The 23,176-nt window shown below is 70.7% G+C and carries 19 protein-coding genes and 3 pseudogenes; 8 read left to right on the top strand and 14 right to left on the bottom strand.

Translation table 11 applies throughout. The annotated features are described in order from the left end of the window. Positions 1-71 precede the first annotated feature (71 nt). The 7 genes from OG507_RS38330 to OG507_RS38300 all read right to left on the bottom strand — a co-directional run bounded on the left by OG507_RS38330 (position 72) and on the right by OG507_RS38300 (position 6,610). Positions 72-260 carry a hypothetical protein gene (locus tag OG507_RS38330; RefSeq protein ID WP_327371707.1) on the bottom strand — a complete coding sequence of 63 codons (189 nt, stop codon included), beginning with the start codon at positions 258-260 and terminating at the stop codon, positions 72-74. Beyond that, complete coding sequence (locus OG507_RS38325; protein ID WP_327371706.1) at positions 261-1,178, bottom strand: peptidoglycan-binding domain-containing protein; 918 nt, start codon at positions 1,176-1,178, stop codon at positions 261-263. After that, positions 1,175-1,720, bottom strand: coding sequence for a hypothetical protein (locus OG507_RS38320; RefSeq protein ID WP_327371705.1), 546 nt, complete (start codon positions 1,718-1,720; stop codon positions 1,175-1,177). Before OG507_RS38320 ends, OG507_RS38325 begins: the two co-directional genes overlap by 4 nt. Next, positions 1,696-2,331 (bottom strand): MauE/DoxX family redox-associated membrane protein, encoded by a 636-nt coding sequence (locus tag OG507_RS38315; protein ID WP_327371704.1) that lies wholly within the window; start codon positions 2,329-2,331, stop codon positions 1,696-1,698. Before OG507_RS38315 ends, OG507_RS38320 begins: the two co-directional genes overlap by 25 nt. 7 nt (positions 2,332-2,338) lie before the next feature. Continuing rightward, positions 2,339-3,040 (bottom strand): hypothetical protein, encoded by a 702-nt coding sequence (locus tag OG507_RS38310; RefSeq protein ID WP_327371703.1) that lies wholly within the window; start codon positions 3,038-3,040, stop codon positions 2,339-2,341. A gap of 232 nt (positions 3,041-3,272) precedes the next feature. Continuing rightward, positions 3,273-4,325 carry an FUSC family protein gene (locus OG507_RS38305; RefSeq protein WP_327371702.1) on the bottom strand — a complete coding sequence of 351 codons (1,053 nt, stop codon included), beginning with the start codon at positions 4,323-4,325 and terminating at the stop codon, positions 3,273-3,275. A gap of 209 nt (positions 4,326-4,534) precedes the next feature. After that, the gene (locus OG507_RS38300) at positions 4,535-6,610 is read right to left on the bottom strand and encodes a SpoIIE family protein phosphatase (RefSeq protein WP_327371701.1); all 2,076 of its coding nucleotides are present in this window, start codon (positions 6,608-6,610) and stop codon (positions 4,535-4,537) included. Positions 6,611-6,930: 320 nt separating this feature from the next. Between OG507_RS38300 and OG507_RS38295 the strand changes: the two genes are divergently transcribed. Next, positions 6,931-7,305: a hypothetical protein gene (locus OG507_RS38295; protein WP_327371700.1), complete on the top strand. Its 375-nt coding sequence runs from the start codon at positions 6,931-6,933 to the stop codon at positions 7,303-7,305. 391 nt (positions 7,306-7,696) lie between these two features. On the opposite strand, the pseudogene OG507_RS38290 reads toward OG507_RS38295, so the two are convergent. Then, positions 7,697-8,048 (bottom strand): annotated as a pseudogene (locus OG507_RS38290) (DoxX family protein). A gap of 152 nt (positions 8,049-8,200) precedes the next feature. Between OG507_RS38290 and OG507_RS38285 the strand changes: the two are divergent. After that, a pseudogene (locus OG507_RS38285) lies at positions 8,201-9,112 on the top strand (LysR family transcriptional regulator). Positions 9,113-9,465: 353 nt separating this feature from the next. Continuing rightward, the gene (locus OG507_RS38280) at positions 9,466-10,191 is read left to right on the top strand and encodes a hypothetical protein (protein ID WP_327371699.1); all 726 of its coding nucleotides are present in this window, start codon (positions 9,466-9,468) and stop codon (positions 10,189-10,191) included. Between the two features lie 64 nt (positions 10,192-10,255). Here the strand turns inward: OG507_RS38280 and OG507_RS38275 are convergent, their stop codons facing one another. After that, on the bottom strand, positions 10,256-10,777 hold the full coding sequence (locus OG507_RS38275; RefSeq protein WP_327371698.1) for a transglycosylase SLT domain-containing protein: 522 nt from the start codon (positions 10,775-10,777) through the stop codon (positions 10,256-10,258). Between the two features lie 506 nt (positions 10,778-11,283). Next, a complete protein-coding gene (locus OG507_RS38270; RefSeq protein ID WP_327371697.1) occupies positions 11,284-11,835 on the bottom strand; it encodes a PaaI family thioesterase in 552 nt (183 codons plus the stop codon). 248 nt (positions 11,836-12,083) lie between these two features. Here OG507_RS38270 and OG507_RS38265 point away from each other — a divergent pair, with 248 nt between their 5' ends. Further along, the gene (locus OG507_RS38265; RefSeq protein WP_327371696.1) at positions 12,084-12,572 is read left to right on the top strand and encodes a winged helix-turn-helix transcriptional regulator; all 489 of its coding nucleotides are present in this window, start codon (positions 12,084-12,086) and stop codon (positions 12,570-12,572) included. An 87-nt stretch (positions 12,573-12,659) separates the two neighbouring features. Here the strand turns inward: OG507_RS38265 and OG507_RS38260 are convergent, their stop codons facing one another. After that, positions 12,660-13,121, bottom strand: a complete 462-nt coding sequence (locus tag OG507_RS38260; RefSeq protein ID WP_327371695.1) for an ankyrin repeat domain-containing protein — start codon at positions 13,119-13,121, stop codon at positions 12,660-12,662. 79 nt (positions 13,122-13,200) lie between these two features. Beyond that, positions 13,201-14,826 (bottom strand): annotated as a pseudogene (locus OG507_RS38255) (penicillin acylase family protein). 87 nt (positions 14,827-14,913) lie between these two features. On the opposite strand from OG507_RS38255, the gene argB reads away from it, so the two are divergent. Next, complete coding sequence (argB, locus tag OG507_RS38250) at positions 14,914-15,822, top strand: acetylglutamate kinase (protein ID WP_442811131.1); 909 nt, start codon at positions 14,914-14,916, stop codon at positions 15,820-15,822. An 87-nt stretch (positions 15,823-15,909) separates the two neighbouring features. Here argB and OG507_RS38245 read toward each other — a convergent pair whose 3' ends face one another. Next, complete coding sequence (locus OG507_RS38245) at positions 15,910-16,422, bottom strand: GNAT family N-acetyltransferase (RefSeq protein ID WP_327371694.1); 513 nt, start codon at positions 16,420-16,422, stop codon at positions 15,910-15,912. Between the two features lie 149 nt (positions 16,423-16,571). Further along, a complete protein-coding gene (locus OG507_RS38240) occupies positions 16,572-18,134 on the bottom strand; it encodes an amidohydrolase (protein WP_327371693.1) in 1,563 nt (520 codons plus the stop codon). Between the two features lie 236 nt (positions 18,135-18,370). Between OG507_RS38240 and OG507_RS38235 the strand changes: the two genes are divergently transcribed. The 3 genes from OG507_RS38235 to OG507_RS38225 are packed head-to-tail and all read left to right on the top strand — an operon-like array spanning position 18,371 to position 23,151. Then, positions 18,371-20,113: an ABC transporter ATP-binding protein gene (locus OG507_RS38235; protein ID WP_327371692.1), complete on the top strand. Its 1,743-nt coding sequence runs from the start codon at positions 18,371-18,373 to the stop codon at positions 20,111-20,113. Beyond that, a complete protein-coding gene (locus tag OG507_RS38230; RefSeq protein ID WP_327371691.1) occupies positions 20,110-22,020 on the top strand; it encodes an ABC transporter ATP-binding protein in 1,911 nt (636 codons plus the stop codon). The genes OG507_RS38235 and OG507_RS38230 overlap by 4 nt, the downstream gene beginning before the upstream one ends. A gap of 60 nt (positions 22,021-22,080) precedes the next feature. Then, a complete protein-coding gene (locus OG507_RS38225; protein ID WP_327371690.1) occupies positions 22,081-23,151 on the top strand; it encodes an iron-siderophore ABC transporter substrate-binding protein in 1,071 nt (356 codons plus the stop codon). Positions 23,152-23,176 lie beyond the last annotated feature (25 nt).

Here is a 23,176-nt window from a genome sequence, read left to right as displayed (position 1 = left end):
CCGAGGACCAGTGCCTGTCTGTACGTTGCCCGCCAACCTGGCGAGGCCAGCGCGAACGCGCTGTTACGCGTTCAAACGGAGCCGGAGAGCGAGTAGCCGGCAAGACCGCCGGTGATCGCCCAGGTCAGCATGGGGGTGTAGAGGGCGGCGGCGATCGCCGCGATCCCCAGGGCCGCCACAGGCAGGGCGGGATCGGTGAGCAGCACCCGTACGGCACAGCCGCCGCTCGGCCGGGCCGCGGGACGGCCGGACTCGCTCATCTAGACCGTCCCGGTCAGCGTGAGCCAGGTGTTCTGGCCGACCACGCCGTCGGCGGTCAGGCCGTGCAGGGACTGGAACGAGACGACGGCCTGGCGTGTGAGCGAACCGAAGTTGCCGTCGACCGTCAGTGCGGAGCCGTGCTTGTTGAGCTGCCGCTGCGCGCCGCGTACGGCATCGTTCACGTCTCCTTGGCGCACGGTGACGACCAGTACCGGCCAGGTGGCCGGGCTGACGCTGCCCGTGGGGCTGAGTCCGTTCGCCGACTGGAACTCCTCGACCTGTGCCTCGGTGTCCGGTCCGAAGATGCCGTCGGCATCCGTCGGTTGACCGTGGTGGGTGAGCAGGTGCTGGATGGTGTGGACGTCGGGCCCGGTGGCGCCGCGGCTGATGGTCGGCCAGCTGATGGAGCCGGGGCAGTCGCAGTCGGTGGTCCAGCGGCAGATGGACTTCACCCAGCCGGAGCCGGTGTTGCGGTACCCGTCGTGGCAGCGCCGCTCGATACCGCAGCCGCAGCTGCCGCAGGCCGCGCTGTAGCGCCACAGCCAGCCGTCGTAGGTGCCCGCGTAGCACTGGTTGGGCCGCAGGGTCCAGGTGACACCGTCCGACCGGTGGAAGCCGGTGTTCGTCCCCGATGTCACGCACGCGTCGGCATAGATGGTGCTGGGCCCGCAGCCCGGGGAGCAGTTGTGGTCCTCGGCGTAACTCGGGCACGCACCGGTCCAGATGTCGTAGCCGTCGGCGTACGCCTGCCGGGCGGCGGAGAACACCCCGAGCGCGGCGAAGCCCACGGCGGTCGCCGCCTGCAGCACTGTGCGCCTGGACGGTGCGAAGGATGGCAGGGCCCCGCGCCCGGTCCGGGAGCGAAGGCTGCCGCTCCCGGAGCGGCGCAGCGTGGGCACGTCGTCCAGTGAAGTCATGGCAGTTTCCTCGCCGTTGCGGGCTGGATGTCGTCGAGCAACCGCAGCAGCGCGGTGGATGAACCGAGCGGCTCCGAACGCGCGATCCGGCCCTCCTGATCGATGGCCACCGCATAGGGAGTGGCGGGGATGTCGTAGGCCGCGAACAGCTCCGGGCGGTGATCCCTGACCGGGACGGCGCCTTCATCGGTCTGCGGCCCGGCGCCCGCGTAGAGCCCGAGCACCTGCGGGGCGGCGGCGCCCCGGCGGACCTTCCAGGCAGTGGCCTCGGCGAAGACCTCGCCGCAGGTGCGGCAGTCGGCGTCGAGGAAGAGCAGCAGCCCGGCGCGGCCCGGCGTCAGGAGGCCGTCGAGCCCGGCCGGATCGAGCCGGGCCTCATCGAGCCCGGGCGCCGGTGCGCCGGGGGCGATTCCCACCCGCCCGGGGCGGTGCGGCTGCGTACGTGACAGCTGGTGCACCTGCCTGATCAATCCCGAGACGACCAGCGCGAGCAGCGCGATCGCCGCCCACGAGGCGATCACAGCACTGGTGGTGAAGTCCATCGCGTCGACACTCCTTCGGCAGTCCGGTGCACGGTGGCGTCGGCCGGCTGGTGAACAGTGGCCCTGGTCGGCAGGTGGAAGGATGCTGCGGCCGGCTCGTGCATGGCGGCAGGCAGGGACCACAGCAGCACGGTGCAGGCAGCCGCTGCGAGCATCAGTGTGATCAGCCCCGCTGCGGAGAGCCGTACGGGGCCGGCCCCCCCGATGACCGCGCCGGCCGACGCGAGTCCGGCGAGGGCCGTGGCCCGCCGGGTCACCCAGCGGCTCAGGGGCACATCCTGGCGCGAACAGCCGCATGGCCCCCCGCGGCCGAGGGCGAGGACGTGCCGCGAGTAGCCGGCGTAGAGCCCGAAGAGGGCGGTCGACGCGGCGAGTACGGCCTGCAGCCCCCGCTGGTGACCCGTCAGCAGCGCGGCCGCGCCGGCTGCCCCCAAAGCGCCCTCCGCGAAAGGCAGGACGACGGCCGCGTACCGGCGCGACCGCGGGCCCAGCACGCCGTGCACCCGCAGCGCCTCACCCAGGGCAGCCGGACGGGCGGCGTGAGAGCCCGCGCCGACGAGCAGGCTCAGTAGGACGATCGAGGCGGTCAGCCCGCCGTAGAAGCCGATCACCGCCGGCTCACCCGGTGTGCCGCAGCGCGAGCCGCCCGACGAGCTCGGGCACCCGCTCGACGGGGGTCGACGCCAGCGGCACCAGCGTGGCCCAGATCTCGGTGGAGGAGAGCACGAAGAACGGGCTGCCGTCGGAGAGCGTGTCGCGGAACAGCTCACCGGACGCGACCGCCACGCCCTTCCAGGGCGGCAGTTGGGCGGTGTGCTCCCTCGTCCGCCGGGACAGCTCCAGCAGCCCGAGGCCGGGCACCTCCTTGATCACCGTCGCGGGTCGCGCGAAGGCGCTTCCGGCCGACGGATCGGGCTGGAGCGTGAGCCCGGACTCGCTCTCCGCGATGCGCACCGACCGGAGCAGCCCGAGCACCTCGGCCACGCTCAGGCCGTACAGCCGGGTCACGAGTGCGTGGCGCTCACCGCGCCACACGACGAGCGACGGCCGCTCCACGAGCCCCGAGCGCGGCTCGCGCTCGATCGACCGGAAGACGCGCAGTGTGCCCTTCTGGAAGGTGAGTTCGGATTCGGGTGACCCGATGCCCAGGGAAGCGGCGACATCGTCCCCCAAAGAGGCCGGCCCGGCGGTGAACTCGACCAGTCGGCCACCGGCCACCACCTCGACGGCCGACGTGCTCGGCGACCGGAGGTCGAGGTCGCCCTCCAGGTAATACGTCCCGCCGTCGAGGGCGCGATGTGTGACGAACGATGCGGCCATGTGCATCCTCCCGGGGGCGGGGGTCTGTGTGACACCGCGGCCGCAGAGGAAACTAGACAATAGTCATGGCCCTGTCAATGCACTGGGCCGCCCGGCGGCAGGGCCGACTGCGGGGGCGGCCCTGCGGCACCACCGACAACCCCGGCCTCAGCGCTCCGGCGCTCCCAGCCGGAGTCACTGCGCGAGATCCTCGACGAGCCGAGCACGGAACACCGGTGGGACCGCCCGGAGTTCAGAGCCTGTCGGCGTGGTCCAGGTCGGCCAGGAGTCGTTCCACATCGGTCATGAGCGATCCGTAGACATGCCAGGCGCCCGGCTTGACCAGCGCGCCCCGGCCGATGAGGTCGGTCATGGTCTCGTGCCATGCCCGAGCACGCAGGATCGCCTCCCGAAGCCCCTCACGGGCACGCGCCTCCTCCGGGCGGGCCGCGCTCTCGACCTCGACGAACGCCTCGACCGCCTGCCCCGCCAGCTTGAGCATCTCGGCGTACCGGTCGAGGAACTGCTGTCCCAGATGATGCTCGGTGTGACTGTCGTCCACGTTGTCGGCCAGCGTCCGCGCGATTCCTCGCACCTGGAGCGACACACCGTGCAAGGTGGCGAGCACATCGTCGTAGGTCACCGGTCGGCGCTGCGGACGCACCGCCCAGCAGGTGTTCCAGCGCAGACTCTCCTGCCCCTCCTGCACACGCTCACGCGCGTTCGCGACCCGTCGGCCCAGGCTCCTGCCGTCCTGCACCCAGTCGTGTGCGCGGGCGACATGCCGGCGCTCCCGCAGCCCGTGGCCCATGTCACGCAGCAACTCCCCCATGACGCGGGCGAGATCACGTATCGCATCATCGGATTCGTCCAGATGGATCGGCGGCAGGATCAGTGCGTTCACCGCGACGCCCACCACCGCGCCGCTCAGCGCGGCCGTCGCCGTCAGGACGATGTTGCCGACCGGAGCGGCAGCGGCGGCCGTGAGCGTGAGAACAGCCGTCGATGCGATCTGGAGCCGGTTGTCGGAGGCGCGACGCCCGGCCGCGACCAGGGCGATCCCCACGATGCCCGCGATGCTCCCGGCAGTGGACCCCAGCAGCCACACGGTCCCCAGGGCCAGCGACACGCCCGCCGCCCTGGTGGCCATGCTCCTCACGGCCTGCGTCACGGAGCGGTACACCGTCGAGGCATTGACCATGAGCAGCGCGGTGGCCACGGCCACGTATGAGCGCTCTCCATGAATCCAGAGAGTGGTGATCTCCCAGGCGAGCAGCGCCGCGATCAGGTTCTTGACCCCGTGCACCAGGGCATTCCAGCCCCAGCCGCGGCGGGCCGTCTCGACAAGTCGCGACAGCAGCGGCCACAGGCCCGCCAGTGATGGTGCCCGACCTTGCCGCCGAGCAATAGTTGAATATTGCACAATAAACAGGGTGGCACAGTTTGTCCGGTTCGACCGAGTGGCCTCCCCCACAACACTCCCAGCGGTCGGACCTGCCCCGTTCCCGCAGCAGGTCAGGGCCGGAACTCGGGCCGGGCTATGAGGATGGCCACGTCATCGTGGTCGCCCGGATCACGCAGTGTGTCCAGAAGCCGGTCGCACGTCTCCTCCAGGGAACAGCCGGAGCCGTCGAGCACGCCGAGCAGGAGGTCGAGGCGCGCGTCGATGGCGTCGCGGCGCGTTTCGACCAGGCCATCCGTATAAAGGACAAGCTGGTCGCCCGGCCACAGAGGCACGGTGGTCGCTTCGAAGGGGACGCCGCCGACCCCGAGGGGTGGGCCCGAGGGCAGGTCGAGCAGTTCGGAGGGCCTGCCGGAGGGAGTCAGCGCAGGGGGCAGGTGTCCGGCCGCGGCAATGCGGCACGAGTTGCTGTGCGGGTCGTACTCGGCGTAGATACAGGTGGCCAGGGACGGCTCCAGATCGGCGGTGATCCTGTCGAGGTGCTGCAGCACCTGAGCGGGTGGGAGGTCCAGGCCGGCCAGTGTGGCGGTGGCGGTGCGCAGACGGCCCATGGCGGCGGCCGCGTCGATGCCGCTGCCCATCACGTCACCCACCACGAACGCGGTCCTGTCCCGCGCGAGAGGGATGACGTCGAACCAGTCACCACCGATCTCGGTAGAAGTTCCGGCAGGCTGATAGCGGGTGGCGATCTCCAGACCCGGGGGCGGCGTCGGCCGCGGCAGCAGGCTTCGCTGGAGCGTCACCGCGGTGTTGCGGACGCTCTGGTACAGGCGCGCGTTGTCGAGGGAGACCGCGGTCCGGCCGGCGAGCTCACCGGCCAGCGTGACGTCGTCCGCGGTGAAGGCCGGCTGACTGCCGCCCCGCATCAGACCCAGGACTCCGAACGCCTCACCATGAGCGGCCAGCGGTATCGCGAGATACGAGTGGATGCCGACACCGGCCAGGCAGGCGGCGGCTCCGGCGTCACGGGCGATGCGCGCCAGGTCCCATTCCTGCACGCGAGCCACCAGGATCGGCTGACCGGTCTGTACGCATTGCGCGGCCAGCCGGTCCGCGTCGTACCGCACCAGTTCGTCGACCGTTCCGACGGCTCGGGCCGCCTCTGTGAGGTGGGCAGCCTTCACGGCGAGGGTACGAAAGATCGCCGGGCCGCCGTCAGGAGTCGCGGGGCGACGCTCGTCCAGGGCGGAGTCGAGTACGTCCACGACCGCGACGTCGGCGAGTTCGGGCACCGCGACATCAGCCAGCTCACAGGCCGTCTGTTTGATGTCCAGGGTGCTGCCGATACGGGCGGAGCCCTCGGCGATCAGGGCCAGGCGCTGCCGGGCCTGGGCCGCCGCCGTGATCGCCACGTGCCGATCGGTGACATCGACCAGCGATGTGGCGAGACCCAGGATCTGGCCATTGGGGTCCTCCAGCCGGTAGACGGACACGGACCAGGCGTGATCGTTGTCAGGATCGGCCGGGGTACGGCTGACGGTGTACTTGTCGACCTGAGGGCGGCCGGTCGCGAGCACTTCCCTGAGTGCCGCCTCGGACGCGTCAATGGTGCCGGAGGGCAGGACCTCGCGGAAACCCCGGCCGATGTGGTCCTCGGCGGGCACACCGTGCATCCGTTCCATCGCTGGATTGACAGCCACGAAACGCAGGTCGGTGTCCAGGACGTCCAGCCCGATCGGCGACTGGGCAATCAGTTGTACGGCCAATGCCACATCCCATCCCACCTCACGCACTTTCGACGCGTCGGTGAGTACACCCAGGGCGTAGATGCCTGCCTGCTCGTCCGACAACAGGGAGTTGCGGAATTCCACCAACCGCGAGCTGCCGTCCTTGTGCCGGGCGGGAAAGACACCGGCCCAGGCGCGGCCGGTCTCCATCATCTGCTCCCAATGGCCGACCGCCAGGTCCCTGTAACGGTCGTCGACCAGCAGCTCTGCCGCATGCCGGCCCAACACGTCCTGCGCGGAATAGCCCAACAGCTCCTCGGCCTGCGGACCCCACAACACGATCCGCCCGGCCGCATCCAGCGCCACCACAGCCACACCGAGCGTATCCAGCACCCCGCTCGGCCGCTCCAGCCGAGCGCCCGGCGAGTCCCTTCCGGCACCGAATGATCCCGCTCCACTCATCCCAGGTGCTCCTTCCCCCGGAAGCGCAATGTGCGCCCAGCGCAAGGACCCGCAACTGCAAGCGCTGGGATGGATTCCCGTGCCTCGGTGCTTGCTTCCATATTCCCCTGAGACGACCGGGGGCGCATGACGCCCGTCCGGCGGCCGCGGCATGTGAGCCACGGAAATATTCCGACGCAATCGCCACCCGCTTCATGGTCCTCCTCACACGGAAAATAGTTTTCTGTTCAACTACATCGCTGTAGTGTCGCAAGTGCCTGGTCAAAGGCAGCCCGTGACTCCGTTCATACAGGCCACGGGGCAAGCAAGGAGGAAAGATCATGGCTTACACGTTTGCGCGTCGGGCTGCCGTCGCGGTGACCTCGGTGGCAGTCGCAGCGGCCGGAATCCTCGCCACCGGCGGTTCCACCTCGGCAGCGACCCCCACGGCCGGAGACCGGCCTGCCGCCGTTTCCCACTCCGTTCTGTCCGCCGACGCCCATCACCAGAGCTGGTCCGGCCGCTGGGACGAGCACGGCCATGACGGTCGTGGTCACCGGGCCCACCACCACGCCGGACACCGCCACGATGGACACGGCCACTGGGTCCGGGACCACGACGACCGCGGCCGTTACCGGGTGAGCGACGACGACGCCCGTCGCCAGTGGGTCGTCGACCAGATCAACTGGCTCCACGACCGCGACGCGCGCCGCTGATCCGGCGGAACACCGCGGGCCCATGGGCCGCCGAGCGCAGGCCCGACCCGTTCGCAGCAGGACCGTCAGATGGTTCCGGGCCCGCCCCGGACCGACCACCTCGGGGGCACTTGTCTCCCGCACCGGACCGGCAGTCCGATGCGGGTCCACCGGCCATGGATGGCCACCGGTGGAAATCGGAGTACGGCTGGGGAGCCGTACTCAGCCGCGGGGCGGAATTCGCGGTCGCTCAACGGACAGCAGCGACCGGTTCACCGAATTCCGCCCCGTTTCTCTTCGCGGGCCCGCACCGACCCGTTGCCGCCCTGGACCCACCGTTCGGCATGCGCAGCGGCGGCGATCAGCCCGGCCCGGGAAGTGGCGGCCGGGCCTCCGTACGACACCCCGCCCGCTAACGCGCGACGGCGAGGACGAGGGACGCGACGGCCAGCCCCAGGTAGCAGCCGGGAAACGCGATGTTGTGGAACACGCGCGTACGGATGTGCGTGGCGACGGCGCCGACGAAGAAGCAGGACGAGCCCCGTCGCCGCGGCGACTCCGACGACCTCGACCCCCAGGAGCCCGAGCAGGAGCCCGGCGGCTCCGGCGGCCTTGAGCGCGGCCAGCCACGGGAGCCAGGACTGCAGGAGGCCCACCTCGGCCGAGTTGGCGAGCACGAACTCCGCCCTCGCCAGATCCGCCACGGCGATCCCGGCGTTGGCCACGATCGTGAGGACGGTGATGATCACGTAAGCGGTGAACACGCGCCCCTCCTTCCGGCCTCTCCGTCCTCTTCGACCTCGCCAGCCGGTTCGCAGCGAGCGACAGCGAGCGAGAGACCCTGCGTGCGCTCGGCACGACAAGCCTCGCCGGGCATCAGCTCGCCGTCCAATACCTGCATCCATAACCTGGCGGCATGGATGTCGACACACGGCTGCTGCGCTACTTCCTCGCCGTCGCGGAAGAGGGCAGCCTGACCCGCGCCGCGGAACAGCTGTTCGTCTCCCAGCCCGCGCTGACCAAACAGATCAAGCAGCTGGAGAACCGGCTCGGAGCACCACTGTTCACTCGGTCCCGCAACGGCATGGCCCTGACCGGACCGGGCCGGGTCCTGGCCGAGCGGGCGCCCGCCCTGCTGGCCGGCTGGGACCAGATGTTCCGGGAGACGAAGAGCACGGCCAGCCGGGCGGCCCACGTGCTGCGCGTCGGTTTCGTGGCCAGCGCCGCCAACGAGGCGACCCAGCAGATCGTCGCGGAGTTCACCCGCCGCCGGCCGGGCTGGCGGGCCGACATGCGGCAGGCCGCCTGGTCGAACCCGACCGCCGGACTTGCCGACAAAGACGCCGACGTCGCGCTGTTGCGGCTACCCTTCCCCGCCCAGGACACCCTGCAGGTGGCGGTGCTGTTCACCGAGCCCCGCTGGGTCGCGCTCCCCTCGGCGCACCCCTTCGCCTCGCGCGACCTGATCCCCTTCCGGGACCTGCGGGACGAGCCGTTCGTGGCGGCCCCGCCCGAATCGGGCTGGTGACGGGAGTACTGGCTGGCCACCGACGAACGCGAGGGCCGGCCGGTCCGCATCGGCGCCGTCACCGACCGGCCCGACGACTGGCTCAGCGCGATCGCCAATGGTTACGGCATCGCTCTCGCCCCCGAATTCGCCTCCCGCTTCTATGCCCGTCCGGGCATCACCTACCGCCCCGTCAGCGGCGTCACTCCGAGCCGAGTGGGTGTCGTCTGGGCCCCCGTCGACGACACCGATCCCGTCGTTCAGGATTTCGTCCGCTGTTGTCTGGACACGATGTCCCCGCAGGACGCGACCGCCATGTGACGGCACCGTTCCCCCGTACGAACCGGCCGCGCCACTCGTACGGACGAAGTGCGGCGGAGGTCCGTCCGACAGCCGATGCCCCTCCCCACTGCACCGATGAACGACCTTTCGCCCGCGTGTGAGCAGGTATCAGGCAGTCGCCCATCCAGGCGAACAGCACACCAATTCACCTGCATGCGAAGGCTGTCGATATGTCGTCAGCCTGCACCTGAATGCCGCACGGCCGACCGTCATCCCAATCCGTGCCGCGACGTCAGCTTTCCCTTGTGCCCGATATGACAGGAATTGAGGGCGTAAGTACGTTCAATTGCGGGTCGACTGCTCAGCCGGCCCTCCTGAACAGGAGAACTGACATGACCAGACGTTCCACCGCGATCACCGTCGCCATGGCGGCGGCCGCGGCCCTGACCACCACCGGCAGCACCTTCACCTCGGCCGCGACCACCGAGCACACCCAGGCGGCCCCGACCGTCCAGCGCGCCGCCGTCCCCGCCGCACCCCCGGCTGCGGCTTCGGCCGCAACCCCCGACGACAGGGGCGACACAGGAAATAGCAACGGGAGCGGTGGCAACGACGGGGGCCGGGGCGACGAAGGCCAGGGCGACGAGGGCCGAGGGTCCGGCGAGGGCCGGGGCGACGAGGGCCGCGGGTACGGCGAAGGCCGTGGCGACGAAGGAGGGGGCGGCGGCGGCCGAGGTGACGAGGGTCGAGGCGGCGGCGAAGGCCGAGGCGGCGGCGGTCGCGGCGACTACGGCCGGGGCTACTACGAAGGCAGGATCCACTTCAACGAGCGCACGTACTCCGCCTACCCCGGCGGCTGCATCACCGCAGTCAGCGGCCTCGGCTCCACGAGCTTCAACATCTACAACGACAGCCGCAGGACCGTCGAGGTCTTCAGCGGGGCGACCTGCGACAACGGTGCCCCCATCGCCACCGTCGGACCTCACGGCGCCACCAACGGCGTGTTCCCGCGGCGCGTCGAAGGCGGCATGTACATCCCGTTCGGAGTGGGTGGGAGCTTCCGGGTCGTCGAGGACTACTGGGGCTACGGAGGTTACGGGGGCTATGGGGGCTACTGACCGATCGGCACAGGACCCCGGCCCACCGGAAACGGGCCGGGGCCCTGGTCCGGGCGCTTCGGCATCAGTAGGCGGAGTTGACGTTGTCGATGGAGCCGTAGCGGTGGGCGGCGTAGTTGGCGGCCGCGGTGATGTTGGAGACGGGGTTGGTCAGGTCGTGTGCGGTTCCGGCGACGTGGTAGGCGTTGAACGTCGGCTGGATGACCTGGAGGAGGCCCTTGGAGGGGGTGCCCTTCTGGGCGTTGATGTCCCAGTTGTTCTGGGCGTTGGGGTTGCCGCTCGACTCGCGCATGATGTTGCGGTGCAGGCCCTCGTAGGTGCCGGGGATGCCCTTGGCCTTCATGATGGCCAGGGATTCCTTGATCCAGCCGTCGAGGTTGTTGGCGTAGCCCTTGCCGCCCTGGCTGCCGTCCGTCGAGATCTTGGCCACGGAGGCGACACCGGCCGGGGCCGCTTCGGCAGCCTGCGCGGAGGTCGAGACCATGGTGAGCGCCGCGGCGGCGGCACCGGCGGTGGCTATGCCGGCGACGGTCACCTTGCGGAGGCGGGCGATGCGGCTGATACGGGTCTGCGTCTGCGTGGTCATACGGAAGCAACTCTCCTGTCCGGGGGGTGTCGCGGTGTCCCGCAACGACAGCCATCGTTAGCGGCGGACCCACCCCGTGGCAAGAATGTGACGTACTACCCAACATCGGAGTAATGTCCGAAATGAACCGATCACGACCGGTTACGTGAGGTTCGGACAGCCCCGGCACTCCTACCCGCCCTAGTATGTGATCCAGCTCCTATGGGTGGCATCACATCCACAGGGGCCCCGGCAGGCATGACGCGCCGTGCTCGTGTTCATCCGCTCGCCGTGCTCCTCCAGAGCGATCCGGGTCGAACGTTCGGACCGGCGCACGACGGTGCGCGCGAGATGGACCGAGGGCGGAGCGCAGCCGGCAGGCGGCCTCGGGTGGAGGATTTGTCCGGATGTCCCCGCGTCAGGTTGACGAGCACCTCGCCGTCGAGCCTCGGGACCGGTGGCGGCGAAGAGTACGTCGGGGTTGCAGAGAGCCGACGGGTCGGCGAGGTGGGCGCCGAGGACGGACGTCACGGATTCGGCGGACCACCCCGCAGCCCCGGGCCCGGCTTCTGCTCCCGCATGATCAGACAGCTGCTGAGGGCCGTGGCCACCAACTGCCCCTGCGTGTCGGTAATGGCGGCCCGGGCGAGCGCGGTCCTGCGGCCGAGGTGCTCGACCGAGCCCGTGCACGTCAGCCGACCGGTCAGGAGGCTGACGGGACGCAGGAACTTCACCGTCAGATCCAGGCTGGTGTACGCGTCGCCGGGCGGCAGCATCGTGTGAACCGCGCAGCCGGCTGCCGAGTCGAGCAGGGTGGACAGGACACCGCCGTGCACCGTGCCGAGGGTGTTGTAGTGGTGTTCGGCGGGAGTGAGCGCGAAGGTGGCACTCCCCTCGGAGACGCTGATCAGGTCCACGCCCAGCATTCCGGCGAAGGGCGGCGGTGCGATCGCGCCCTCGACGACGGCGGACAGGATCTCAAGACCCGATCTGCCGTCGGCCCACGCGGCGACAGCCCGTGGATCCTCCCAGGAATGGGTCCGCTGCCGTTCGGCGGACTGGCCTCTGTTCTCGGTCATGAGGCTCGTCCTAGAGGCGTCGTTCGGCGACGTGCTGTCGGTTCGGTCAGGGCGGCGGCGTGACCACGGACACCGAGCCGGTGATCCATCGGAGGCCCTTGCTCTGATCGTCCGAGCTTAAACTTATTAACTTTCTTTAAGCAAGTAAACTTGACTCATCTCCGGCTGGTGCAGGTGGCCAAGGACCTGGAACGGAGATGATGATGTCCAGCACTCTTCCGGGAAGCACAGAAGGAGGGCGGGTTCCCATGCCCCAGCGCCAGGACTGGTCGAACTATCCGTGTCCGGTGGCGCGGTCGGTGAACATCGTGGGCGACCCGTGGGCCGTGCGCATCATGTGCGAGGCCATGGTGGGCGTACGCCGGTTCGACGACTTCCGCGCCCGGCTGCGTGTCGCGGACAACGTCCTCAGCCGCAGGCTGCACCAACTGGTCGAGTCCGGGCTGTTGCGCCGCTCGGTCTACCGCGGCAGACAACGTACGCACCACGAGTATCTGCTGACCGAGGCCGGGGCGGATCTGCTCCCGGTCCTCAACGCTCTTGCCGTGTGGGGCGAGAAGCACACCGCCGCTCCGGGCCCGGAAGGACATCTGGCCATCGTGCACAGCGAGTGCGGTCAGGTCAGTACCCGGGCCGAGGTCTGCAGCAACTGCGGTCACAACCTTGTCGCCGCGAATACGTCATGGCTGCGGCGGTGGAAGACCACTGAGCCCGTCGCGGTCCAGTCGGCGAGTTGACGGCGGCCGTACGGGATACCTGCCGAGGCACTACGTGCGCGGCGGGACGCGGACCCGTCGGGCTGGGCGGTTCCGTCTGCCGAAGCTCTAGCTCATCGCGGTTCCCGTCCCCAGGACCGGTGACGTGCCGCCCGTACGGCGGGCTCCTGCGGCGAGAAGTGCGGCGGCTGTCTCCGGATGGGGGCCCTTCGTCGCCCAGTCGAGCGGGGAGTGGCCCGTCCCGTGGTCTTCGCGCAGGTCCGGGTCGGCGCCGTGGGCAAGGAGTGCCCGAACCGTCTCGGTGTGGCCCCAGCAGGCGGCCGCGCACAGCGGCGTACCCTCTGCGCCGTGGCCGCTTTCGGTGTCGGGAGAGGCTCCGGCTGCCAGCAGGCAGCGGACGGTGTCGGCGGCTCCCTGGACCGCTGCCGCGTACAGAGGAGTCGTGCCGTCAGCGTCGGACGCGTCGGGATGGGCTCCCTCCCGCAGGAGTGCGCCGACGCGGGCGGTATCGCCGGACATCGCGGCCCCGACGAGACGTCTCGACAGTTTCTTCTGCTGTCTGCGGTTCATGGCCGCTCAGATTAGCCGCAAGCCCGCACGAGGACGGAGAGCCGTTCATCGCAGGACCGGTGTCACCGGCCGTTCCTTCTCACCGACCGCTCCCCTCTTCGGTGAGTCGAGCGAAATCGGTGACGACGGGGGCGAGTTCGCCGCGAAGCCACAGGGGGAAACTGGTCGCGGTGGTGCGCGTCCCCCGGGATTCCGCGGGCGCCCAGAGGGACGATCCAGAGGCTGTTCTCGCGGCGGGACAGGTCCCAGACGTACCGGGCGGACGGGCCGCGTGCGCTGAGGTCGGTGACACCGGGTGCGCTTGAAGTGGCCAGTACGCAGTCATGGTCACCTCCCAGTCCGGGCCACGTATCGGCGCTGACGGCCGGGAGAACACGGCAGGGGGCGAGACGGCGGAGTTCGCCCCATGGCACGGGTTCCTCGGCCGCGGCCTCGGCCAGGCGGTACGTACGATTCCCCGGACGTCGAGGCCGGGAAGCCGGTCGGTGGTCAGCAGGGTCTCCAGCGCGAAGGCGACCTTCGAGGTGAGACTCAGCCAGGGTTCGAACACGTCGGGATACGGCAGAGGCTCGGCAAGGACCTTCAGCTGCGGGGCGGCCGCGAGCCGGCGGGTGACGGCCGAGCGCAGGCGAGCGTAGTCCGCCGCGGCGATGCTGTCGGCCCGCATATGGCGGTCCCAGGACAGCAGACGCTCCCTCAGCCGCTCGGCATCCGGGTCGAGATCATCCAGCAGCACCACCTGTTCCAGGAGCGGCCCCGCCGCCTTGAGATGAGTGTCCATGTGGATGGCCGTCAGGTCCGGGGCCGTCCAGTCCAGCGACTCCCGCAGCAGTGCTTCGATACGGTCGGCCCGGTGCGGCGGCGCGAACTCCACGCCGAGCGGGCCGGCAAGGCCTCGGGCGTTCGCCATCACGGCGATGCCGTCGACCTCGGCACGGGGCGTGTCGTGGCGCCCGTGCCAGTCGTGCCCTTGCTGCCAGGCGGGCACGAACCGCAGCCAGTTGTCACGATGGCGGGTGGGTACGTGTCCGGCCACCCGGTGCAGCAGCCCTCCGGACGAGTCGGCGGCGTGCACGACGTTGACCGGCTCGATCCAGCGATCGAGCGCGCGGTCCACGTCCTGGACGGTACGGGCCCGGAGCAGGGCGGGTATCACGTCGAAGCCGAGGTCCGCGGTGACGCGCGGCGGGTAGCGCAGACTGATCCCTCCCGCGACGACGGTCGGTTCCGTGTCCGGACCGGGCGCGTCTTCGAGGCAGTCGATGATGACCGGGCCGCGCTCCGTCTCGATCACATCGATGCCGACCGGTTCGCCTTCCGCGACCTCGATGTTCTCCCGGTGGTGGTCGGCCTGCCGCCACCCGTCGGGACCCAGCGCCTCGATGCGGCCGTCCACGCGGCGCAGCCGCTCCCGGTACAGGTCGTGGTAATCGGACATGGCGTTGGTGATCGCCCAGGCAACGGTTCCGGTGTGACCGAAGTGGGCGATACCGGGGACTCCGGGGACGGCATCCGCGCCGAGGGACGCGGCGGTGGTGCCCTGGGAGCGGTGCCGCTCCACCTCGATCTGCCAGGCCCGGTCCGACGCGGCGTTCTCGCCCTGTCCGAAGGCCAGTTGCAGAGCGTCGGACGCCCGGAGATGCGGAATACCCCAGTCATCCCGGTAGGTCTTGATCATCTCTCGGCCTTCCCTCTCGCCACGCATTAGAACTTAGGTTAGCCTGACCTTATTGGGGTGTCGATCAAGGGGAGCGCCGTGGCACGCGGTTCGCAGGGCATGGCCCTCAAGCTGATGCGAGGCGCACCACGGACGGACGCGGGCACGCTCGCCCCGGAGTCGACCCGACTGGAGGAACTCCGAGGCCGGACCGTCGTCATCAAGTTCGGCGGCAACGCCATGGTGGACAAGGAGCTCAAGCGGACCTTCGCCCAGGATGTGGTGGATCTGTGGCACGCGGGCGTGCACCCGGTCGTCGTGCACGGCGGCGGTCCGCAGATCAACGCCATGCTCGACCGGCTCGATCTGGAGTTCCGCTTCGAGGCGGGCCTTCGGGTGACGACGCCCGAGGTCATGGACGTGGTCCGGATGGTGCTGACCGGCCGGGTCCAGCGGGAGTTGGTGGGACTCATCAACGCTCATGGGCCGTTGGCGGTGGGGATGACGGGCGAGGACGCGCACACCATGACCGCCGTGCGGCGCCAGGCATGGGTGGACGGCGAGCCCGTGGACATCGGGCTGGTCGGCGACATCACCGAGGTGGACCCGGACACCGTGCGGGCCTTGCAGGAGCAGGGCCGCATCCCGGTGGTCTCTCCCGTGGCGCGGGGGACGGACGGACAGGTCTACAACATCAACGCCGACCTCGCAGCGGCGGCGCTGGCCGTCGCCCTCGACGCGGAGAAGCTGGTCATGTTGACCGATGTCGAGGGGCTCTACCTCGACTGGCCGCACAGCACCGAGGTGATCGGACGCCTGACAGCAAGTCAGTTGAGCGAGTTGCAGCCGGGGTTGACGAGCGGGATGCTCCCCAAGATGGAGGGGTGCCTGCGAGCCGTGCGGGCCGGTGTGCGCAGCGCACACGTACTGGACGGCCGGGTGCCGCACTCGGTATTGCAAGGCATCTTCTCCGGTGACGGGTCCGGCACCACCGTGGTCCCGGACCAGGAGGAGGAATCCGCGCACCCCGCGGCCACGTCCTGACCCTTCGGCCCGTCGGGGACGAGCGCCACGACGCGCCGAAGGAACACGGCCGTGAAGCAGACTCCGGCACCGCCGGGCCCTCGGCGGTCACAGGGCGCAGGCCAGGACCCGTGAATTCCTCTTGGGGTCGAGGGAGTTCACCCAGGACTCCGGTGCCGGGCGCACACCGGCCGGGACGAAGCCGAAGCGGAGGAAGAGGTCCCCACCCCCTGTCGTCGCGGTGAACAGGGCCTCCAGAGAATGGGACTTCGCCCTGGCCAGCGCAGCGCGCAGGAGCAGACCACCCAGCCCTTGGCCCTGACTGCCGGGCGCCACGCAGAAGTTGTACAGAACGCCCGTCGGTGCACGCCCGCACGCCGGGTCGGCGGGGTGCACGCGCAGCCCCAGACAGCCACCCAGGACCCCGCCGGGAGCCTCCACGACCAGGAAGTCGGCCGCGTCCGAGGCATAGAGGGAGAGAGGGCGCTCACGCAGAGCCCCCGACCGCACGAACGGCCGGGACAGGGACGCGAGAGCTCTCGCGTCCCTGCGGTGCGCGGGGCGTACGAGGAATGCCGCGTGCGCAGAGGTGGGGGCATGGCGCGAAGTGGCCGTGGTCACGGCTTCCCTTTCCTTGCGGCGCCGACGTACACGGTGGGCGGCTCCGTCGCCGCGTGCCACCGGGGACACCGAGAGAAGGTTAGCCTTACCTAAATTTGCGCGCCACATCGCCGTCCAGCAAGGATGGCCGGCATCGCGCGGCCCCCGGCTCACCACTCGTCATCGCCCTCCAGCCAGGTCCCCACAACTTCGATGTCCCCGATCCTGGACACGTCCACCCGGCGGGGGTCGTCCCCGAGCATTACCAGGTCCGCGCGCTTGCCGGCGGTGAGGCTGCCCGCGTCGGATTCCCAGTGGCAGGCACGGGCCGCCTCGGTGGTGTAGGCGCGCAGGGCTTCCTCGACTCCGATCGCCTCCGCGCCGCCGATGGTCCGTCCCGACTGCGAGAGGCGTTCGACCATGAACTGGACGGCCCGCAAGGGCGCTCCGTCGGCGACGGGACGGTCGGAGCTGGCGACGAGGCGTACACCGTGGTCGAGGAAGCCGCGGCCCCGGTAGAGCCAGTCCGCCCGGTCCTGCCCCATGACGGTGGCGTAGTCGTCCCCGTAGTAACGCAGGAAGTTCGGCTGGACCACGACGGTCACCCCGAGGGCCGCCAGCCGGGGCAGTTGGTCGGGGCGGACGAGGCCAGCGTGCTCGACGCGGTGGCGTGCTTCCGGGCGGGGGCTGAGTTTCTGCGCCTTCTCCAGAGCATCGAGGGCAACATCGACGGCCCGGTCGCCGATGGCGTGGATCGCGAGCTGCCAGCCCGCGATGTGCCCCTCCACGATGGTGTCCTCCAACACCTGCCGCTCGTCCTGCAGTTGGCCGCAGGTATCGGTTCCGTCGTAGGGGCCGGTCAGTGCGGCCGTACGCGCCATCATGCCGCCGTCGGTGAATACCTTGAGTGCGCCCAGGGAGAGCGCGCCGCCACCGAATCCCGTACGCAGGCCCAGGCTCAGGGCCCTGTTCGTGGTGTCCTCCGGCGCGGTGCTCACCGGGCCGAGGGCGTCGGCCGCGGCCATGAGCTGGACCCGTATCGGCAGCCTGCCCGTTTCGTGGGCGAGTTGGTAGGCCGCGGCCTCGATGGGGGTACGCCCGAAGAGCCGTCCGCCGACACCCGCCTCGACGCAGGCCGTCACCCCTTCGGAGCGGCATACGCGGGCGGCGTGTTCGATCGCCGCGGCCAGTTCGGCGAGCGAGTGAGGGGGCCTGACCTCGAGCGCCGCGCCCATCGCCCCCTCGACGAGGAAGCCGTCGACGTGGGGTGTGTCCGCGGGCAGCCGCTCCAGGACCGCGGTGTTCACCAGGCAGGCGTGGCCGGAGATGTGACCCAGGTACACCTTGCGCCCGAGACTGACGGCGTCCAGGTCCCGTGCCGTCAGCGGGCGGTCCAGGGTGCGCTGGTCGTAGCCGCCGAAGTCCACCCAGGCGTCGGCCGGCACCCGGGCCACCGCGTCACCCACAACCCGCAGCACGTCGTCCGCGCGTGTGCTCGGGGCAACACTGGGCGCCGACGCCTTCAGCCCCGCCCATGTCAGGTGTACATGGCTGTCGATGAAGCCGGGGAGCACCACGGCGCCGTCCAGGTCGCGGGTCCGTCGTGCGGGAAGTCCTGCCACTTCCTCGTCCAGGCCGACGATGCGTCCGCGCCAGATCCCGAGTTCGCGGGCGACAGGGCGGGCCGGGTCCATCGTGATGATGCGGGCGTTGGTGATCCGCGTGGACAGCAAGAGCAACTCCTTCGAGTCCTTCCCGGCGAACAGCCGTTCCCCGGGCCCGGGATGCACAAGTAAGGTTCACCTTATAAGGGAGCTTCGGCAGGCACCCGGGCCACGGACCCATCACTCACCCCGGCCGCGTCCTCGCCCCGCCAAGGGGGTGGTCAAGGACAGGAATTGAAGTTAGCCTTACCTAAGTACGCGAGCTGGGCTTCCCCATGTTGTGAACCACCGGTCCGGAGGAATGCGTGAGCAAGGCGGACCCGCGCGGCCGGAGGGTTCTGCGACGCGCCGTGCGTGAACAGCGCCGTGATGTGGCACTGGGAGCAGTCCTGGGCATGGGCCACCAGACGGGCGAGGCCCTGGTGCCGGTGCTCATCGGTCTGGCCATCGACGAGGGGGTCGTGGACGGCGACGTTCCGGGGCTCCTGTTGTGGCTCGGGATCCTGGCGGCCGTCTACGTGGGCCTCTCCTTCAGCTTCCGCGGCAGTGCGCGCGCGGGTGAACGCGCTTCCCTGACCGCCGCACACCGCCTCAGGACCAAGGTGATCGGTCGCGTCCTGGCGCCCGAAGGCGGGGCGGAGGAAGGCCGGTTGCCCGGCGAGCTGGCCAACATCGCGACGGAGGACGCCAAACGGGTCGGCGCCGTCACAATGGCGTTGATCGTCGGCATCGCGTCAGCGACCGGACTGGCGGTCGGCGCCGTCGTACTGCTGCGCGTGTCTTTTCCGCTCGGTCTGCTCGTCCTGCTGGGCACCCCCTTGCTGCTGTGGCTCGGCCATCTGCTGAGCAAGCCCCTGGAGCGGCGCAGCGAGACCGAACAGGAGCAGGCCGCCATGGCCTCGGGTGTGGCGGCGGACCTCGTGGCGGGACTGCGGGTACTCAAGGGCATCGGTGCCGAGCCCGCGGCCGTCCACCGCTACCGGCGTATCAGCGGGCAGTCGCTGACGGCCACCTTGCGCGCGGCCCGGGCCGAGGCCTGGCAGAACGCGGTCGTGACCATCCTGACCGGTGTGCTCCTGGCCCTGGTGGCACTCGTGGGCGGGCGGCTCGCGGCAGACGGCGACATCGGCATCGGCGAACTCGTCTCCTCCGTCGCGCTCGCCCTCTTCCTCATCGGCCCGCTGTCCGAGTTCTCCTGGGTCAACGCCGAGCTGGCCCAGGGCCGTGCCTCCGCCGCCCGGATCGCCGACGTCCTCGACGCCGACAGGGCGGTGTCCCCCGGACCGTCGTCCGGACGCACCGTCCCGCTCCGGGCCGACGGCCGACCGGGCCCGCCGGGCCTGCCACTGCGGCTGCGCGGCCTGTCGCACGAGACCCTGCGTGGCCTCGATCTCGACATCGCCGCCGGTGAGACGGTCGGCATCGTCACCACCGACCCCGCCGACGCATCGGCGCTGCTGCGCTGCCTCGGCCGCCTCTGCGACCCCGACGCCGGAGCCGTCGAACTGGACGGTACGGAACTCACCGCGCTGGGCCTGGCCGAGGTGCGCGCCGCGCTCCTCGTCGCCGAGCACGACGCGGACCTGTTCGAGGGCACCCTCCTGGAGAACGTCACCGCCGCGGCACCCTCCGGCGCCCGCGCCGACCGCTCCGCGCGGGTCACCGCCGTACTCACCGCGTCCGCGACGGACGAGGTCGTTCGCACCCTGCCCGACGGCGCCGACGCGGCCGTCACCGCGCGCGGGCGCTCGCTCTCCGGCGGCCAGCGGCAACGGGTCGCCCTGGCAAGGGCGCTCGCCGCCGACGCCCCGGTCCTCGTCCTGCACGAACCCACCACGGCCGTCGACGCCGTCACGGAGGTCCGCATCGCCACCGGGATCAAGGAGGTGCGCGAAGGCCGCACCACCGTGCTGGTGACCAACAGCCCCGCGCTCCTCGCCGTCGCCGACCGGGTCGTCCTCCTCGACGGCGGCCGGACCGCCGCGGCAGGCGGCCATGAACAGCTCGTCCACGAGTGCGCCGCCTACCGTACGGCGGTCCTCGCATGACCGAGTCGCAGCCGCAACCCCTGACCGAAGCCGGCCCCGTCCCCGATACCCGCCGCGGCCCCGTCCCCGGGGCACGGGCCGAGCAGCGGTCCGGATCCCGGAATCCGTCCCCGGCGGACGCCGGCACCACAACCGGTACCGCAGCCGCCGACAGGGGTGTGCCCACGCTGCTCCCCGTCGCCACACCCGCCCGCACCCGTGCCGTGGTCGCCCAACTGCTGCGCCCACAGCGGCGCCTGGCCCTGACCGCGTTCGCCGTGATGGTCGGCTCCACCGCCGTCGGCCTGCTGGTGCAGCCGCTGCTGGGCCGGATCGTCGACCTGGCCGCCGACCACGGGTCCGCCGACGCGGTCACCACCACGGCCGCGCTGCTGGTGGCCGTCGCCGTGGCACAGGGCGTCACCACCGGGCTCGGGCTGTCCCTGATCTCCCGGCTCGGCGAGACGACACTGGCCAGGCTGCGCGAGAAGTTCGTCGAACGGGCGCTGGGCCTGCCCCTGGAACGGGTCGAGAAGGCCGGTGCCGGAGACCTGACCGCCCGGGTCACCGCCGACGTGTCGCTCATCGCGGAGGCCGTGCGCGGGGCCCTGCCCGAGCTGGCCCGGTCCCTGCTGACCATCGTCCTCACCCTGGGGGCGCTGGCGCTGCTCGACTGGCGGTTCCTGCTGGCCGCGCTGCTGGCGGTGCCCGTGCAGGCGGCCACCGCGCGCTGGTACGCCAGCCGTGCCGTACCCCTCTACGCCCAGCAGCGGGTGGCGGGCAGCGCACAGCAGCAGCAGCTGCTCGACACCGTCGGGGGCAGCTCGACAGTGCGGGCGTTCCGGCTGGAGCGGGAGCACACCGAGCACGTCGCCGAGCGGTCCCGGTCCCTGGTGGCGCTGATGATGCGCGGGGTCCGGCTCGTGCTCGGCTTCTACAGCCGTCTGCACATCGCCGAGTACATCGGGCTCGCGGCCGTCCTCGTCACCGGCTGCTGGCTGGTCGGCCGGGGTGCGGCGTCCGTCGGTACGGCGACCGCGGCGGCCCTGTACTTCCACAGCCTGTTCACGCCCGTCAACGCGGCCCTCGTACTGCTGGACGACGCCCAGTCGGCCATGGCGGGCCTGGCGCGGCTCGTCGGGGTCACCGACCAGCCGCCGCCCGCAGAGCCGGCCCGCCCGGCGGCAACCGGCGACGCGGAGGTCACCGTGCGCGGGCTGAGCCACGCCTACCGGCCCGGTCACCCGGTGCTGCGCGACATCGATCTGACGATCCGCCACGGGGAGCGGGTCGCGCTCGTCGGTGCCAGTGGGGCGGGGAAGACCACCCTGGCCCGGCTCGTCGCGGGCATCCAGCAGCCCACCGAGGGCACCGTCCTGGTCGGCGCCGTTCCCCCGGCCGAGCTCGGACCGGGCACCGCGGGCCGGACGATCGCCCTGCTCACCCAGGAGACGCATGTCTTCGCAGGCCCCCTGGCCGACGACCTCCGCCTCGCCCGCCCGGACGCCACCGACGACGAACTGCGCGCCGCACTCCACTCCGTGGACGCGTTGGACTGGGCCGAGGACCTGCCCGACGGCCTGGACACCGTGGTCGGCGACGGCGGTCACCGGCTGAGCGGCGCCCGTACGCAGGCGCTGGCGCTGGCCCGGCTGGTCCTGGCCGATCCGCCCCTGGTGATCCTGGACGAGGCCACCGCCGAGGCGGGCAGCGCCGGTGCCCGCGATCTGGAGAAGGCCGTGGCCCGTGCCCTGGACGGACGGACCGCGCTGATCGTCGCCCACCGCCTCAGCCAGGCAGCGACCGCGGACCGCATCGTCGTCATGGAGAGCGGCCGCGTCGTCGAGACCGGAACGCACGACGAACTACGAGTCGCCCAGGGGCCGTACGCGGCCCTCTGGCAGGCGTGGTCCGACACCCGTTCCTAGCCCCCACTCCCCCACAACCACCGCCCGGTTCAACAGGAATCCTGAAACTAAGGACCACCGATGCCCCGCTTCCGCAGAGTGCCACGGACGGCCGCCGCCCTCGCCTCCGCCCTTGTCATCCTCGCCACCGCCGCGGCCTGCGGCAGTGACGACAAGGACTCCGGCTCGTCGAACGCCGGCTCGAAGGCCGACGCCTCCGGGAAGTCCGCCTTCCCGGTCACGATCGCGCACAAGTACGGCTCCACGACGATCAAGTCCGAGCCGAAGCGGATCGTCACCGTCGGCCTCACCGACCAGGACTCGGTCCTCGCCCTCGGCAAGGTGCCGGTCGGCACCACCGAATGGCTGGGCGGCTACAAGGGTGCCATCGGCCCCTGGGCGTCCGACAAGCTGGGCGGGGGCAAGGCACCCACCGTCCTCAAGGACACCGGCACCGGACCGCAGGTGGAGAAGATCGCCGCGCTCAAGCCGGACCTGATCCTTTCGGTGTACGGCGGGCTCACCAAGGAGCAGTACGAGTCGCTGTCCAAGTTCGCGCCGGTCGTGGCCCAGCCGAAGCAGTACAACGACTTCGGCGTGCCGTGGCAGGAGCAGACAAAGACCATAGGCAAGGCACTCGGGGAGCCCCAGGAGGCGGCCGCGGCGGTCGAGAAGACCGAGGAGAGCATCGCGGCGGCCGTCAAGGAGCACCCCGAGTTCAAGGGGAAGAGCGCTCTGATGGCGACGCCGTACGAGGGCATCTTCGTGTTCGGCAGCCAGGACCCCCGCTCGCGGCTCCTCACCGACCTCGGCTTCAGCCTCCCCGGTGACCTGGACAAGGTGATCGGGGACCAGTTCGGTGCGAACATCAGCAAGGAGCGCACCGACCTGCTCGACCAGGACGCGATCGTGTGGATCGTCGGCGATGTCACCAAGGACTCCGACAAGCTGCACAAGGACGCCTCGTACAAGGATCTGAAGGTGGTCGCCGAGGGCCGCGAGGTCTACGTCGAGGAGACCGGCGACTACGGCAGCGCCACGTCCTTCGGTACGGTCCTCAGCCTGCCGTACGTGGTCCAGCGGCTGGTGCCGCAACTGGCGACGGCCGTGGACGGCGAGTCCGCGACGAAGGTGGAGCAGCCCGCGTCCTGACCCGTGTACGGACGAAGAAAAGGGG

This window comes from Streptomyces sp. NBC_01217, from assembly GCF_035994185.1.
In the GTDB taxonomy this organism is placed as follows: domain Bacteria; phylum Actinomycetota; class Actinomycetes; order Streptomycetales; family Streptomycetaceae; genus Streptomyces.
Note: the sequence above shows the minus strand (reverse complement) of the source record. Positions and strands in the feature narration are given on the sequence as shown.

Excerpts from the sequence above, each read along its gene's own strand:
- OG507_RS38260 (WP_327371695.1), bottom strand. The coding sequence starts at position 13,121 with ATGAACCGCAGACAGCAGAAGAAACTGTCGAGACGTCTCGTCGGGGCC.
- OG507_RS38310 (WP_327371703.1), bottom strand. The coding sequence starts at position 3,040 with ATGGCCGCATCGTTCGTCACACATCGCGCCCTCGACGGCGGGACGTAT.
- OG507_RS38275 (WP_327371698.1), bottom strand. The coding sequence starts at position 10,777 with ATGACCACGCAGACGCAGACCCGTATCAGCCGCATCGCCCGCCTCCGC.
- OG507_RS38265 (WP_327371696.1), top strand. The coding sequence starts at position 12,084 with ATGCCCCAGCGCCAGGACTGGTCGAACTATCCGTGTCCGGTGGCGCGG.
- OG507_RS38295 (WP_327371700.1), top strand. The coding sequence starts at position 6,931 with ATGGCTTACACGTTTGCGCGTCGGGCTGCCGTCGCGGTGACCTCGGTG.
- OG507_RS38300 (WP_327371701.1), bottom strand. The coding sequence starts at position 6,610 with ATGAGTGGAGCGGGATCATTCGGTGCCGGAAGGGACTCGCCGGGCGCT.
- OG507_RS38320 (WP_327371705.1), bottom strand. The coding sequence starts at position 1,720 with ATGGACTTCACCACCAGTGCTGTGATCGCCTCGTGGGCGGCGATCGCG.
- OG507_RS38230 (WP_327371691.1), top strand. The coding sequence starts at position 20,110 with ATGACCGAGTCGCAGCCGCAACCCCTGACCGAAGCCGGCCCCGTCCCC.
- OG507_RS38280 (WP_327371699.1), top strand. The coding sequence starts at position 9,466 with ATGACCAGACGTTCCACCGCGATCACCGTCGCCATGGCGGCGGCCGCG.
- argB (WP_442811131.1), top strand. The coding sequence starts at position 14,914 with ATGCGAGGCGCACCACGGACGGACGCGGGCACGCTCGCCCCGGAGTCG.
- OG507_RS38325 (WP_327371706.1), bottom strand. The coding sequence starts at position 1,178 with ATGACTTCACTGGACGACGTGCCCACGCTGCGCCGCTCCGGGAGCGGC.
- OG507_RS38270 (WP_327371697.1), bottom strand. The coding sequence starts at position 11,835 with ATGACCGAGAACAGAGGCCAGTCCGCCGAACGGCAGCGGACCCATTCC.
- OG507_RS38330 (WP_327371707.1), bottom strand. The coding sequence starts at position 260 with ATGAGCGAGTCCGGCCGTCCCGCGGCCCGGCCGAGCGGCGGCTGTGCC.
- OG507_RS38225 (WP_327371690.1), top strand. The coding sequence starts at position 22,081 with ATGCCCCGCTTCCGCAGAGTGCCACGGACGGCCGCCGCCCTCGCCTCC.